The 14,683-nt window shown below is 39.7% G+C and carries 13 protein-coding genes; 9 read left to right on the top strand and 4 right to left on the bottom strand.

Going from position 1 to position 14,683, the window contains the following annotated elements; genetic code table 11:
- Nucleotides 1–14: 14 nt before the first annotated feature.
- The 4 genes from MPH60_RS20780 to MPH60_RS20765 are packed head-to-tail and all read left to right on the top strand — an operon-like array spanning nucleotide 15 to nucleotide 4,237.
- Complete coding sequence (locus tag MPH60_RS20780) at nucleotides 15–1,292, top strand: oligosaccharide flippase family protein (protein ID WP_241589492.1); 1,278 nt, start codon at nucleotides 15–17, stop codon at nucleotides 1,290–1,292.
- Nucleotides 1,289–2,572, top strand: coding sequence for an O-antigen polymerase (locus tag MPH60_RS20775; protein WP_241589493.1), 1,284 nt, complete (start codon nucleotides 1,289–1,291; stop codon nucleotides 2,570–2,572). Before MPH60_RS20780 ends, MPH60_RS20775 begins: the two co-directional genes overlap by 4 nt.
- On the top strand, nucleotides 2,569–3,690 hold the full coding sequence (locus MPH60_RS20770) for a glycosyltransferase (RefSeq protein WP_241589494.1): 1,122 nt from the start codon (nucleotides 2,569–2,571) through the stop codon (nucleotides 3,688–3,690). The genes MPH60_RS20775 and MPH60_RS20770 overlap by 4 nt, the downstream gene beginning before the upstream one ends.
- Before the next feature lie 10 nt (nucleotides 3,691–3,700).
- On the top strand, nucleotides 3,701–4,237 hold the full coding sequence (locus MPH60_RS20765; RefSeq protein ID WP_241589495.1) for a serine O-acetyltransferase: 537 nt from the start codon (nucleotides 3,701–3,703) through the stop codon (nucleotides 4,235–4,237).
- Nucleotides 4,238–4,321: 84 nt separating this feature from the next.
- Here MPH60_RS20765 and MPH60_RS20760 read toward each other — a convergent pair whose 3' ends face one another.
- Nucleotides 4,322–5,614, bottom strand: a complete 1,293-nt coding sequence (locus MPH60_RS20760) for an NCS2 family permease (protein WP_241589496.1) — start codon at nucleotides 5,612–5,614, stop codon at nucleotides 4,322–4,324.
- A gap of 295 nt (nucleotides 5,615–5,909) precedes the next feature.
- Here MPH60_RS20760 and MPH60_RS20755 point away from each other — a divergent pair, with 295 nt between their 5' ends.
- Genes MPH60_RS20755 through MPH60_RS20745 form a run of 3 tightly spaced genes read left to right on the top strand, consistent with a single transcriptional unit; the run spans nucleotide 5,910 to nucleotide 9,656 of the window.
- Entirely contained in the window at nucleotides 5,910–7,511 is a 1,602-nt protein-coding gene (locus MPH60_RS20755; protein WP_241589497.1) for a DEAD/DEAH box helicase, read from the top strand.
- Between the two features lie 15 nt (nucleotides 7,512–7,526).
- Nucleotides 7,527–8,435 carry a phosphotransferase gene (locus MPH60_RS20750; protein ID WP_241589498.1) on the top strand — a complete coding sequence of 303 codons (909 nt, stop codon included), beginning with the start codon at nucleotides 7,527–7,529 and terminating at the stop codon, nucleotides 8,433–8,435.
- 33 nt (nucleotides 8,436–8,468) lie between these two features.
- Nucleotides 8,469–9,656: a class I SAM-dependent methyltransferase gene (locus MPH60_RS20745; RefSeq protein WP_241589499.1), complete on the top strand. Its 1,188-nt coding sequence runs from the start codon at nucleotides 8,469–8,471 to the stop codon at nucleotides 9,654–9,656.
- Between the two features lie 440 nt (nucleotides 9,657–10,096).
- Here MPH60_RS20745 and MPH60_RS20740 read toward each other — a convergent pair whose 3' ends face one another.
- Genes MPH60_RS20740 through MPH60_RS20730 form a run of 3 tightly spaced genes read right to left on the bottom strand, consistent with a single transcriptional unit; the run spans nucleotide 10,097 to nucleotide 12,019 of the window.
- A complete protein-coding gene (locus tag MPH60_RS20740) occupies nucleotides 10,097–10,399 on the bottom strand; it encodes an AbrB/MazE/SpoVT family DNA-binding domain-containing protein (protein WP_241589500.1) in 303 nt (100 codons plus the stop codon).
- Nucleotide 10,400: 1 nt separating this feature from the next.
- On the bottom strand, nucleotides 10,401–11,330 hold the full coding sequence (locus MPH60_RS20735; protein WP_241589501.1) for an ABC transporter ATP-binding protein: 930 nt from the start codon (nucleotides 11,328–11,330) through the stop codon (nucleotides 10,401–10,403).
- On the bottom strand, nucleotides 11,330–12,019 hold the full coding sequence (locus tag MPH60_RS20730) for an ABC transporter permease (protein WP_241589502.1): 690 nt from the start codon (nucleotides 12,017–12,019) through the stop codon (nucleotides 11,330–11,332). Before MPH60_RS20730 ends, MPH60_RS20735 begins: the two co-directional genes overlap by 1 nt.
- A 142-nt stretch (nucleotides 12,020–12,161) precedes the next feature.
- Between MPH60_RS20730 and MPH60_RS20725 the strand changes: the two genes are divergently transcribed.
- Both MPH60_RS20725 and MPH60_RS20720 read left to right on the top strand, forming a co-directional pair.
- The gene (locus MPH60_RS20725; protein WP_241589503.1) at nucleotides 12,162–12,869 is read left to right on the top strand and encodes a response regulator transcription factor; all 708 of its coding nucleotides are present in this window, start codon (nucleotides 12,162–12,164) and stop codon (nucleotides 12,867–12,869) included.
- A complete protein-coding gene (locus MPH60_RS20720; RefSeq protein WP_241589504.1) occupies nucleotides 12,866–14,596 on the top strand; it encodes a sensor histidine kinase in 1,731 nt (576 codons plus the stop codon). Before MPH60_RS20725 ends, MPH60_RS20720 begins: the two co-directional genes overlap by 4 nt.
- Nucleotides 14,597–14,683: the final 87 nt, after the last annotated feature.

Below are 14,683 nucleotides of genomic sequence, written 5' to 3'. Positions count from 1 at the left end.
GCGTGGTTGAAAATATGAAAATGAAAAATGAATTTATAAATAAAATCCTTTTATTATTAACAGGGAATTCACTTGCACAGCTTATTCTATTCGCTAGTTCTCCCATACTGACAAGAATATATACTCCAGAAGATTTTGGTGTATTTTCAACCTATACGTCACTTTTGGCCATTCTCATGTCATTCTCATCTCTTTGTTTAGAAAAAGCGATTCCTTTAGAAAAAAAACATAGTAATACGGTTCACTTGATGTACGTTAGCATGTTTACGATTGCCGTCGTTTGTATCCTGAATATAGGTTTAGGCTTCCTTAATCTATCATTATTTCGATTATACGGTATAGAAGCTTCGATTATGAATGACCTTTTCCTTTCAATTGGCCTGTTTTTTGCTGGAATCTATCAAGTGATGAGTTACTGGATGTTAAAAGAAGATAAGTTTAAAGGGCTAACTCATTCTAAACTGCTTCAATCGATTAGCAATGTAATAAGTCAGTTCTCACTTATTTCCATTAATCATGTGACTCCAGGAATAGGTTTAATAGCGGGAGATATGATTGGACGGGGAATAACCCTTGTGTACATTTGGCGTTATTTCTTAAAGCGAATGCATTGGCCGAAAGTGAACTATAGGAGAATCGGTTATTTGCTTAAAAAACATGAGAAATTCGCCAAGTACTCCACATGGTCAACTCTCTTAAGTTCCTTATCTATACAAATCATTTTTTTGTTATTGATGCGTCTATACGGACCAGACGTGACAGGGCATTTTTCCATGGCTACAAAAACGATCGGTTTACCTATTAGTTTGTTGGGAGCGAGTATTTCGACAGTATTCTATGCCGAAGTGGCAAAAAGCATTTCAAATGAATCAGGAAGAGTTTTACATTTGTATAAGAGCATTATTACTAAAACGGCCATGTTAGGTGTGCCGATAATGGTAATTTTGGCATGGATGGCACCCGGTCTCTTCAGCTTTGTTTTTGGAGAAGAGTGGCGTGTTTCCGGCGAATATGTGACATTGATGTCATTTATGTTTTTAAGTCAAGTGATTGTCATGCCAGTTTCCCAAATATTGTTCTTAATCAAAAAACAAAGGACTCAGCTCTTATGGGATGTTTCAAGGCTATTGCTGTCATCTATTGGAGTACTGGTCATTTTCATTTCAGGGGGTTCAGCTGAAGCAGCCATCTTATACTTTAGCATTTGTATGGGGGCCAGTTACTACTTTTTTGCTCTCCTTGGCTATAGGGCGATACATTCCATAGATCGAGAGGATAATCTGAAAAAATGAAGCTGATTCAACTGGGCCTGGTAGGATTATACGTCTGGTTACTGGATATATCCTACGTTTACTTTATTTCCCCTGATTATGCTTATATGGGGTATATATATCGGCAACATCCAAGTGCTGTCATGATAGTAATTTCCATGTTTTTTATTATATTGCCAGCCATATTCATAAAAAAGGAACTGGATAAGCCGTCGGAACTCGTTTTCTGGATTTTGTATTTTATTGTCTATATACCGGTAGTATGGGTTCCGAACTATTTATTTACACTGCAGCCTGATTTTATATATACGAATGTTCTTTTGTTTTTTTGTTTACTTATCATTGGAAATGTAAATAGATTGCCAGCCATGAAGATTACACCTCCTAATGTTAATCTCGGTCTATTAAAAATCATTTTTGTTATAACATTATTGATTTTTTTTCTTTACATCTTCAAAGTTTCGGGGGGGATTAGTCTAAAGCCTCCTATAAATTCTGAGGATATCTATGATAAGCGAATGACTTTTCGAACAAAACTAACCCCTCTTGCAGGCTATATTATACAGTGGCTTGCCAAAGTATGTAATCCATTAATCGTGACCATTGGCTTATGCAAAAAAAAATATACCTTTGTGGTTATCGGACTAGGGCTGCAATACCTTTTGTACACCGTCAATGGCTTGAAATCGACTCTTTTATCGACTGGATTATTAATCATTGTATTTATTGCTTTTCGGAAGAAGGGAAGGGATTTTTCCATACTTTTTTGTATAAGTCTTTGCTCGCTGTTAGGAATCAGCATTTTTCTGGATTTTATCCTTGATCAGGCATATTTTTCTAATTTGTTTGCCAGAAGGATGATCATCACACCGGGCTTGCTGACAACCTATTATGTAGACTTCTTTTCAACTCATCCAAAAGCCTTGCTATCGTATAGCATTTTAGAAAAATTCATAGATCCTGTTTATGAAAAGAGTCCGCCATACATTATCGGTACAGAGTACTTTGGCCGACCTGAAATGGCAGCGAATGCCAATATGTTCGCTGATGCTTTTGCTAATTTCGGTTATATTGGATTCTTGGTTTATACAGTGATCTTGGCAGCGATATTATGGTTTTATGATAGCCTTACGCAAAATGAAAAGTGGCAAGGTGTCGGCATAATCCTGTTTGTTGTTCCTGCATGGTGTTTAGCGGATACTGCGCTTACAACAACGTTTGTGACAGGCGGGATGTTTTTTACTTTCATTATCATGTATTTATTGTTAGGGTCAGATTTACAAAAGGGAGATAACAGATGAAGTTATTTTATAATATTAGTTCTGTGCACCCATGGAATGATACGAGGATTTATTTTCGGCAAGCCTTTTCTTTTGGAGAAACAGGAATGTACAAGGTGAGGCATATAGCGATAGAAAATAACCTAATTCCTGATCATATACCGGCCAATATAGAAGTTGAACTGTTGCCTAAGAGATCCAGGAAGGGACGTATGTTAAATTGGACTGCTCTCTTCCTCAAGATTAAGAAGGATAAACCTGATGTGATTCAGTTTCATGATCCGGAGCTGCTGATTTTAATGAGTATCATTAGGAGGATTCCCGGTTATCATCCAGTCATTGTTTATGACATGCATGAAAATGTCCCAAAGGTCCTTATGAGAAAAAAAATCCCCGGAATTGCATTGAGTATGTATCGTCATTTGGAGAAACGATTGCTAAGTGCATGCAGCGGGGTCGTATTTGCAGAAATGACGTATAAAGAGGATTATAAGTTCTTAACTTGTCCAACAACAGATGTTTACAATTACCCCAAAATTACTGAAATGAAAGAAAACAGAAGAAAAGAAGATGTTTTCACCTTTATCTACCTAGGAAGCATCTCTGATATACGTGGCGGGGAAACCATGCTGCTTCTTGCAAAAAGATTAGTAGAATTAAAGAAAGTGTTTCATATGAAGATCATTGGAACGGGCAGTGAAGGATACATCGAAAAATTGAAAACATTCATCCTGGACAACAACTTAGAAAATTATGTCAGTCTAGAGGGTGTAATGGCCTTTGATAAAGCATTCGAATCCATCCAGAAGGCACATGCAGGCATGGCATTTTTAGTTCCTGATCCTAATTTCTTGGGTGGTAAAACAACAAAGTGTTTTGAATATATGGCCGCTGGCATTCCATTTATGGTTTCTGATTTTCTTATTCAAGATGTACTGGATAAATGGAGCTGTGGAGTGTCGGCCGATGTAGCGAACATGGATGATATGGTTCAAAAAGCGGTTTATTTACTGGAATCCCCAGCCATGGCAGCGAAAATGGGGAAACGGGGAAAGGCTGCATATAGACAAGAATATAATTGGGAGAATGAAGAGGAAAAACTACTATCCCTGTTTGATGAATTAAATTCATGCTCCTAGGAGGTTTGCTATGGGATTATTTAAATGGTTAAACAAATTGGCGTTTATTAGTAACTGGGGGAGACTCGGCGGAATCCACGGAATAATCGTCATGTTTGTTTACCGGATAGGCAATATAATTTACTATAAAGTAAATGTTCCAATCTTAAAACAAGTATTATGGGTTTTGTACCGCATGATTGATTTGTTAATTATAAGACTCTTCATGAACTGTGAATTTCCTGCGCAATCTCAAATAGGAAAAAAATTACATATCCCACATGGAGCTAAAGGCATTATCATCAATCCGTATACTAAAATAGGGGATCATGTTACAATATTGCACCAAGTAACGTTCGGGCAAAGTAAAGAAAGCAGAAAAGCTCCTGAGGTTTGCGATTATGCATATATTGGAGTGGGCGCTAAAATATTGGGCGGCATCCGAATTGGCAATAATTCGAAAGTGGGAGCCAATGCAGTTGTTTTGACATCCGTTCCCGATAATTGCACGGCAGTTGGAGTGCCAAGTGTGATTAAAGGTAAGCAGAAAGAAAACGTTATAAAATAATTGCACGTTAACAAATAAAGGAGTGATCAATTAGTTTAATTGATCACTCCTTTTTATTATCCCATGGTGTCCTTCTTGAGATGATCAAGCCAGGAAAATCAGTTGATAAAGAAATAGAGCAGCAAACATGTACACGAACGGATGCACTTCACGGAATTTTCCTCTTGCCATTTTTAAAATGGGGTAGGCGATGAATCCGAGTGCGATCCCGTTGGCGATGCTTGATGTCAAAGGCATGGCGACAATGACCAAAAAGGCTGGGAATGATTCATCAAAGTGTGTCCAGTCAATTTCATTAATGCTCTTAATCATCATGCTTCCCACGATGATCAAGCTAGGTGCCGTGATTGCCGCTACATTTGAGACAGCTCCTATCAGCGGGCTGAAGAAGGCGGTTATTAAGAAAAGGATGGCCACCACCAACGCGGTTAACCCTGTCTTGCCGCCCGCTCCAACACCAGCTGATGATTCAACCGAGGCAGCGGTCGGGCTTGTACCGAACATTGCGCCAACAGTAGTGCCGACGGAATCTGCAAAGAAGGCACTGCCGGATTTTTCAAGCTTATTATCCTTCAGCAATCCAGCTTGACGGACAATGCCCAATAAAGCACCGGTCGTATCGAATAACATTACAAGCAAAATGGAGAAGACGACGCCATAAAGCCCGTAGTTAATGACATCGGCGATAGATGTGATGGGATTGGCGACTATAATCCCTTCAGGTAATGAAGGGGTGGAAACGAGACCGTTAATTTCCAATTGGCCTGTAAAGAAAGCGATTATGGCAGTCACGATCATTCCGATGAATATCGCTCCCTGCACATTGCGAACGATCAGTACGATCGTTATGACCAAACCAACCAATGTAAGCGCCACACTGGGATCCCTGAAGCTTCCGAGGGTAACCAGGTTGGATTCATGCTGTGTGACGACACCTGACAAACGAAGTCCGATGAAGGTGATGAAAAGCCCGATTCCGGCACTGATAGCATGTTTCAAGTTATTTGGTATGGCCTCGATCAATTTTGAGCGGAAAGAGGTTAGGGATAAAAGGATAAAGATGATGCCCGTAACAAAGACTGCAGAGAAAGCAACTGTGTATGAGATATCATGGGTTCCTAATACCGAGTATGCAAAATAAGCATTCAATCCCATTGCCGGTGCTATGACAATTGGGTAATTGGCTAAAAGGGCCATGCATAGGGTACCGACTATTATTGCGATTATGGTTGCTGTAAATGCCTGGTCGAATGGAACACCGGCATCAGAAAGGATCATGGGGTTTACAACGATGATATAAGCCAGTGTTAAAAAGGTTGTAAGCCCCGCAAGTACTTCCGTCTTAATATTTGAATTCCGTTCTTTTAATTTAAACATGCGGTCACTCCTTTTTTCTATACAAAAAATCCTTGCAAAAATCTACAAGGAGGAGATGCTTACCCTTTTTCAAGTAAGTAGCTCGATGATAATAAATCTTATAAATTATATTAGAAAAATAACTAAAGTACAATAGCATGAAAAATTTTAAGGTACAGGTTTTCTCGAAAATAGATAATGATATACTAACAAATAGCTTAAACTAAGGATAATGACATGAAGTGAACGAAGCTGTTACCATTAAAGTGGATTTATCAGTCAATTAAATGAAGAAATTCAGAAAGTAGGCCCATACATGACAGAATTCATCGACCTTGGCGTCAGCCCGGCGATTAATAAGATATTAAAGCAAATAGGAATATCCGCCCCTACCCCGATTCAGGAGAAATCGATACCAGATATCCTTGCTGGAAGGGATGTCATCGCGAAGGCGCAGACGGGAACGGGGAAGACTTTGGCATTTTTGTTGCCAATCCTGGAAAAAGTCGATCCCGCCGCGTCCCACATACAATCACTGATCGTCACGCCAACCAGGGAATTGGCTTTGCAAATCACTGCTGAATTGAAAAAATTCGCTGATGAAATCGAAGGGCTTCAAGTGCTTGCAGTTTATGGCGGACAGGATGTCGAGCAGCAAATGAAGAAGCTGACAAGAAACATCTCCGTGGTGGTCGCCACGCCAGGCAGGTTATTGGATCATTTACGAAGAGGCACCATCGATCTCTCACAAACTGGGACACTTGTACTTGATGAAGCTGATCAAATGCTTCATATTGGGTTTTTACCAGAAGTGGAAGAGATCATGGGACAGCTTCCAGAGGAGCGCCAAACGCTGCTCTTTTCAGCGACGATGCCTGAACAGGTGCATCAATTGGCAAAACGCTACATGACCAAACCATTAACTGCCGCTGTGAAGGCTGAGCAAGTAACGGTCGAGAAAATCAGGCAGCTTGTCATCGAGACGACAGATCGTGCCAAACAGTCTTCATTAATCAACATGATCAAAGAAGAACAGCCATACCTTGCGATTATATTTTGCCGTACAAAACGGCGTGTTTCGGTTTTGAATGATGCCCTGAAGGCAGCTGGATTCAATTCTGAAGAGCTTCATGGTGACCTTTCACAGGCTAAGCGGGAACGTGTGATGAAAAACTTCAGAGACGCAAAGCTTCAATATTTAGTGGCAACGGACGTTGCTGCACGAGGACTTGATGTAGAAGGCGTGACACATGTGTTTAATTATGATGTTCCCGAGGATGCAGAAAGTTACATTCACCGAATTGGCCGGACGGGCCGTGCTGGTGAGAATGGCTTGGCTGTAACCTTCATAGCAACGAAGGATCTTCAGCTTTTAAGCGATATAGAAAAAGGGATCTCCATGAAAATCGAAAGAAGGACGATTGAAGGAGTGAAAATGTTCCAACCTGATGAGGTGAGGCAAAAAAGGAAGCGTCATGAAGACTCTTCTGATGAAGGTACCCGCCGACCGCGTTCGGGAGGGGGAAGAAAGCATCGTGAACGGATAGATACGAGAGGACCGAATCGGGGCAGTCACCGTTCTGTAAACCAAGCGGATAATCGTGAAGTCGAGAGGGAGAAACCACGGGGAGGCCGGATGGAAAACAGCCGCGGACCCAAACGTGACGATTCACGGGGAAGCCGTTCGGAAAACGGTCGTGGACCTATTCGTGAGGATTCACGGGGAGGACGTTCGGAAAACGGTCGTGGTCCAAGGAGAGAGAATCCGCGGGGTGGCCGCTCGGAAGAAAGCCGTGGACCAAAGCGTGACAATCCGCGAGGAGATCAAAGAGACAGCCGTAAATCTACTAGTACCCAAGGTGCAAGTAATCGCAGAGGTGGATCTGGAAGCTTTTCTAATAGAGGGAGAAACCGGTAAAAGGGGGAGACGGGAGTGGAGAAGCCTTGGTTGGCAGAATATCCAGTTTCGCTGGAGCTGGCAGGGAAATTGATCATGCTGCAGTTTCCGGAAATTGAGTTGAAGGAGATCAAGCAACTTGGGGAGGGTTTCGATAACACGGTGATACAAATCAATGGGCAATTTGTATTCCGTTTCCCCCGCCGCCCTATTGCAGTAACGTTGATTCAGGTGGAAAATCAGCTTTTGCCATCTATTGCAGGCACTTTTCCGCTAGCTATCCCTGAACCGATCTTTTTTGGGAAACCAAGTACCCTGTATCCTTATCCTTTTACTGGTTATAAAATGGTAAAAGGACATTTGCCTGTAGAAGAACCAGAGGCAAATAAGGTCGAATCGGCAAAAAGGTTTGCCCATTTTTTGAAGGTTCTTCATAATTTCCCTGCGGATAGGGCTATGCGTTTAGGTGTGCAGCCTGATGGGATGTTGAGGCTTGATGTATCCTATCGAAAGAAATCACTTATGGAAAATGTCTCAAATCTATTAAAGCTAGGATACTTTGAACAGGCACAGGCGGTTAAGGATTTTGTTGAAGCCTTAGGCAAAATGGATGTTCAGCATCCGATTTCACTCGTTCACGGAGACATTCATATCCGGAATGTTTTACTTGATGACGAAGGCGTTCTCGCAGGTATCATTGATTGGGGAGATGTTCATATCGGGAATCCAGCCATTGATTTCTCCTTTTTATACAGTTATTTCCCAAAAGAGGCGCGCAGAGCTTTTTTCGAAATCTATGGTGAAATCGAAAAGGAAACAGAGAGCTTAGCCCGGTTCAGAGCCGTATATATGCTGGTTACATTACTCGTTTATGGCATAGACCGCCACGATGAAGAGCTGATTGCCATTACGAGTACCGGTTTGAAATTTGCTATAGAAGAATAATCGTCATGCTCTTTTGATGTTTAGGAGGTACATATGAAGGCAATTTATTATGATACAATCACCTTAATGGCGAACATGTTGGATCAAGCTAATATTCCATACCAATATACAGGTCGATCTGCTCTGTACGTACAAGGAGTGGATATCGATGAATATAAGAAAATCAGCCTGGATGTACAATGGGATGTCTTTAATGAGGCTTTGGATCTTTTTTCCGAATACTCCCCAACAAAGCCTGAAAGAAGTCCTGAGACTGCATTCTTTCTAATGGATGTCGAGGGGGTTTCTGTCACTGTTCGCTGCCGGTTTAACACGACCATTAAAACGGACCCTTATCGTTTGCCCATAAAGATGGGGAATATGGAAGTTTGGTGCAGGTCGTTATACAGTTATTTGTACGAAGAAGAAATGAGAAAGTACAGTGCCGAGATTCATGCTTACTTATCAGCCGAGCAGAAGGGGTTCACAGCGGAAAATGAACAGGCGTGGAACCAGAATAATTATTTAGCGCTTGTCAATCGTTATGGAGATCCCGTGGAATTGGCATCTAAAATCAAGCAAAACCCAAAATGGAGACTGCACCCTTTTTATAAGTATATGGGGGATGTATCCGGTAAAAAAATCACTCATTTGATGGGATCGAACGGTGTCAAAGCAGTTGCCCTTGCCATATTGGGAGCTGAAGTGAAAGTTGTTGATTTTTCCCAGGAAAATGCAATGTTTGCAAATGAGCTGGCAAGCGGTGCCAATGCCTCCATCGAGTATATCGTTTCGGATGTCCTTTCACTGTCATCCGAGCATGTATCAGGGAATCAGGATGTCGTTTTAATGGAGCTCGGTGTGCTTCATTACTTAATAGATCTGCGGCCGTTATTTGAAAAAATTAAAATGATGCTGAAACCTGGAGGCCGATTCGTACTGCATGAATTTCACCCGATTTCAACAAAGCTCATTACTTCAAACGGTAAAAAACATAAAATCACAGGCAACTATTTCGCTCCGGCAATCGAAAACAATGAGGTCGCATTTTCTAAGCATATGCCGGATGAGGAAAAAGGGAGCCTTTCAAGGGTTGTACAGCGTAAATGGACAATTGGGGAACTTATAACGTCAATAGGTCAATCAGGGCTGCTTATTAAAGTACTCGAGGAAGAACCGAATCATAAAATCCATGATATTGGGCTTCCGAAAACATATACTTTGGTGGCGGAACGAGTTTAAGTTGAATGTTGAGGAAATGATAGCTGGGTGAAGGAGCCTTTTTAGTGACGGATTTAGCAAGGTACCATACAAATGGAGAGCCGGTTTTTGATTTTGGAAGATGACTTGTGTATAGGGTAGATCCATTCTCTTCATTTATTTAAATAGAACTCAAAAAAACCAGTATGAATATGTATACTGGTTTCAGACTGTAGACAAACTCGAGGTAAAGCGTGTTTGCCTGCAGTTTTTTTAATTAAAAACGTTCCAGTCGTTTTAGAAATCCGCTCCCTTTCCGCAAAGCAAGCATCTAGGGGGGCTTGGCTAGCCAGTTATTCGGCAGGAGTGACCCCAGGCGCCAAAGACCGCCCACAGAAAGCGAGTGCTTGGAATGGAAATCAACTCAAATTTTACAAACCCTTTTTCCATTGCTGATAGTTGCCTTTAGGTTAGAACCTACATTAGCGTAAATGGTTTCCGAAATGTTGGGAATCCTTTAAATGTTGTAATTCTTCAAAAAGTAATTCTGCAGCTTTTGGAGTCAGAATGATGGAACCATCTCCGAGGATAAGGTTTTGACTGGATACATCTCCTGTTAATAAACATGCATTTTGCGGTTCATACTTTTTAAGGATTATATGTTCGTCATCTATAAACACTTCAAGTGAGTTGCTTATCTCCAAATCCAGCATCTTTCTTATTTCACTAGGTATGCAAAATCTACCTAATGGATCTAGTCTCTGTACAATTCCAGTGGACTTCATATCATGCTCCTCTCTGGCTGGATCCAAGGTTACGGAATATTTCTTCCAGAGATGGTTCATTGACCTCAAGCCGATAGATATCCACTTTTGTATTGGAAAAGGCTCGATTAATGACAGGAATGCTCGATTCTTCAGCTACTACTAAAGATGTATTTTCTGTTCCCCACTCAATATCTTTTCCAATTTTCTCGAAAATTTGTTGTAACCCGGCTTTATGCTCAATAGGAATCTTCCCGTGTTTCACCTTAACTGTTAATTGAGATTGATACTTATGTCTTAATTGTTCCATGCTTCCCTGAGCTTGAATAATCCCTTTATCCATTATTGCAATTTCATCACAAAGCTTTTCAACCTCATTTAGGTTATGAGATGTTAAAAATATTGTTTTCCCCTCTGCAGCTACATTTTTAATTAAGGAATGGATATTTAGAACCGCGTTTGCATCTACACCAGAAGTTGGTTCATCGAGAAAGATTAAATCAGGATCATTAATGAGGGCTTGGGCGACACCTAATTTTTTCTTCATCCCAAAAGAATATTTCTTGGTTTTCGTTTTAATTGCATCTCCAAGTTCGACACGTTCTAATAACGCAATTAAATCAGCCTTTGAACGTTTTACACCTAATACATTTCCTAAAAACTTTAAATGTTCAAAACCGGTCAGGTCGTCGTAGAAAGTGGAGTAATCAGGAAGGACGCCAATTCTTCGCTTGATTTTATCTTCTGTAATCTCACTTGAGCCAAGAATTTTAAAATCGCCGGAGGTAGGAGTGGTTATGCCCGTTACCATATTAATAAAGGTTGACTTACCAGCTCCATTTTTACCCAAAAAGCCAAATATATGACCCTGGGTAACATTTAAATCAACCTTATTGACAACGGTATGATCTCCATACTTTTTTGTTATTTGATTTGTTTCAAAAGCATACATTAGAAATCCCTCTTTCTAAGAATTATTATGCTTGATAAGAGAAAGACCAGTGACAAGATTGGGATGAAATAAACATAAAAGGACTGTTCCTGCCCAACATAAAAGTAAGGAGTTAAGTAACTAAACACCCTTAGGATGATTATTTCTTTTGAAACCATACCCCAAATGCCCAAAACTGGCAGTGTAATCGATAAAATGATCCCTAAAAATATACTTAATCCAGGTTTATTAATTAAGGTTGAGATAAATAGGAACAGGGCAACAAAGTAGGTAATAAAAATGACTGATTCAATCAATTCGGCAAAGTAGAATGTTTTTGCAAAAGGAACCACCATGATTAAAGAAAGTAAAATACATACAAACCAGAATAGAGAAACCCCTAAAAATTTCCCGATAACAATCTTGTCCCTCGACAGTTTCGTTACTAAAAAACGCATGGTTCGAGAATGGGTCTCTCGATTTATCACATCATGGGATAAGCTCGTCACAAAAATAGGACCTGCGAGCAACAGGAGAATATAAAGACCCCCCATATAGGCATTATCAAGACCTACATCCTGTAACTCAGAGCTCCATTTACTAAGTAACTTCGCTGACCCTAATGTAACGCCAAGCATAAAAATAATAATAATAATTGAGCGGATACTCTTGAAAAGACTCTTGAATTCTCGTAAACATATCGTTGTCATCGTGACAGCCCCTTTCACCGCTTATTATAAGAGCGCAAGATTAACATTTACATAAAGGTACATTAACGGAACCTTAAAATTGTTAATTTTGGATAAATAAAGCATGTGATTCGTGATATATTTTTAACCAGAGGTGATAAATGTGCATGCATCAAGAATATTAATCGTCGATGATGAAATGACGTTGGTTAAGATGGTCAAAGTGTTATTGAAAAAAGAGGGTTTTACGAACGTCGATGCTTCATATGTTGGGAGAGATGCACTCGACTTAATTGAACATAATGAATATGATTTAATTTTGCTGGATGTCATGCTTCCGGATATGGAAGGGTTTGATATCTGTTCCATCATTAGAAGAAGGTCGGATGTTCCGATTTTTTTTCTCACTGCCAGAGGTTCGGATTTTGATAAAGTATCAGGATTTGCATATGGTGCTGATGATTATATAACGAAGCCGTTTAACCCATTAGAACTAGTTGCCCGAATTAAAGCTCAATTGAAAAGAAATAATAAGAATCTTAGTTTGACTCAAGTAAATGATAGATTCGATAATGGCGTCTTATTCATTAATTACAATGAGGCTGTTGTAAAAGTGAACGGAAAAGAAATAAACTTGTCGGCACAGCTTTATCAGCTTCTGACTTTCTTCGCCAAGTCTCCTAATCAGATTTTTTCAAAACAACAGCTTTATGATAGGGTGTGGGGGGCAGACTCCTATGGAGATGAAAATACGGTTATTGTGCATATGCGAAAGCTAAGGGAAAAAATCGAACAAGATCCTAGTAATCCAAAGCTTTTAATTACAGTTCGAGGCATTGGGTATAAATTTGTGAGCAAATCGGTCAAATGAGTGTTACACAGCATCTGATAATTAAATTTATTGTTCAAATTGTCATGGCTTTAAGTTTCTTAATTTTCTTTTCAGTAATTGGCCTTCTCATTCTAGCTTTTTCCATTGTTGAACAAGATGCAAAGGAGGATTTTTCTAAAACTCCAGGTGATTTTCTGCAGCAATCCATAAAGGTAAATGACGGGCAAGTAAGCGTAAATGAGAATATCAAGGAAAGCATTCTTAAACAGGATGGATGGCTCCAGATCATTGATGAAAAAGGTGAAGTTCAGTTTTCTCTGAACACACCTAAGAGCCTTCCATCAGCCTATTCAAAACAACAAATAATTGAAATGACATCAAACCAATCGAATGAAAGGACGTTTTGGTCCCTCGATATAAAAAATCAATCATTCATTGCTGTATTCGGTTCGAAGCGAACTTTGGATGAAATCATCAGAGTGGTTAGAGAACAGATGGGGAAATCAGACGAAAAACAGTTGGTGACCGAACGAATCAAAAAAGTGTTATCCAAGGAAAAGGCTAATCTTTACATTTATGATGATCAGAGTGAGTTAAGGAGAAAGTATGTAACGAATGAAAATCTAGCAGAACCTTCCTTGTTTCAGATAGTTGATTTTCAAGATAGCTACTGGGAAAAAACAGAGAACATCGCTACTTACTATAATAAGTCGTTAGGCACATCTTATGTCGTAATAGCTCCCAATAAAAACTACGAAGAACACATGTTCAGTTCAATTAATATTAATCAAACAGTACTTAAAGGGCTAGTTATTACCCTCATAGTCATGCTGCTCATTCTATTTATGATTTCTTGGTGGTATGCTCAAAAGTTTGGAAAGCCGATTATCCATATCATTCGCTGGCTTCAATTGCTAGCCAAAGGCGTCTATAAGGAACCACTGGGGAAACGTAAGCAATTGGCATACAGTCTGAAAACAAACGGAAATCTTAAATCGTCTTTTAAACCGTTTAAAGAGGTCATAAATTCGTTGAAAAAGCTGACAAATATGCTTAAAGAAAGTGAATTGCAGCAGAAAAAAATAGAACAAACGAGAGAAGAATGGATTTCGGGACTTTCACATGATTTGAAAACTCCTCTAAGTACTATCTACGGATATGCAGTGATGCTGAATTCCTCTGATTATAATTGGACAGAGGATGAAGTTCGTGACTTTTACTTATCGATTGAACAGAACGCATCCTATATGTCGGATCTCATAGAAGACATCAACTTAACCTATCGCATAAAAAACAATGCGCTTCCGATGTATAGGGAAGAGGTTGATATCAATTACTTTACTAAGGAAGTTGTAAATCAATTTTTTAGAACGAGTGTTGAAAAACATCACTTTTATACCGTCGACGTTGAAGATGAGCCCATTTTCCATAAAATTGATAAAAAGTATTTCAAGAGAATTATTGTGAACCTGTTAAGTAATGCAGCAAAATACAATCTTGAAGGAACCTCAATTGGGGTGATCGTAAAACAAGGAGAAGATTGTTTCAGCATCCTTGTTCAGGACAATGGAATGGGCATGGACGAATATACGAAGCAAAATTTGTTTAATCGTTATTATCGGGGCACATCTGTAGCAGAAGATACTGACGGAACAGGGTTGGGACTTGCTATAACAAAACAACTGGTCGAATACCATAATGGAACGATCGAAGTCGAATCTGAAGAAAATAAGGGTACAAGGATTACGCTCCTTTTCTTGAATTAGGCCACCATGTTGATGCTGCTTGGGATCTAAGTAAGAACAGGTCCCCAATTTAGCCTTTTAAAGTAAGATATATATTTTTATGTAAAA

Source organism: Peribacillus sp. Aquil_B1 (genome assembly GCF_022603275.1).
GTDB lineage: Bacteria > Bacillota > Bacilli > Bacillales > DSM-1321 > Peribacillus.
Note: the sequence above shows the minus strand (reverse complement) of the source record. Positions and strands in the feature narration are given on the sequence as shown.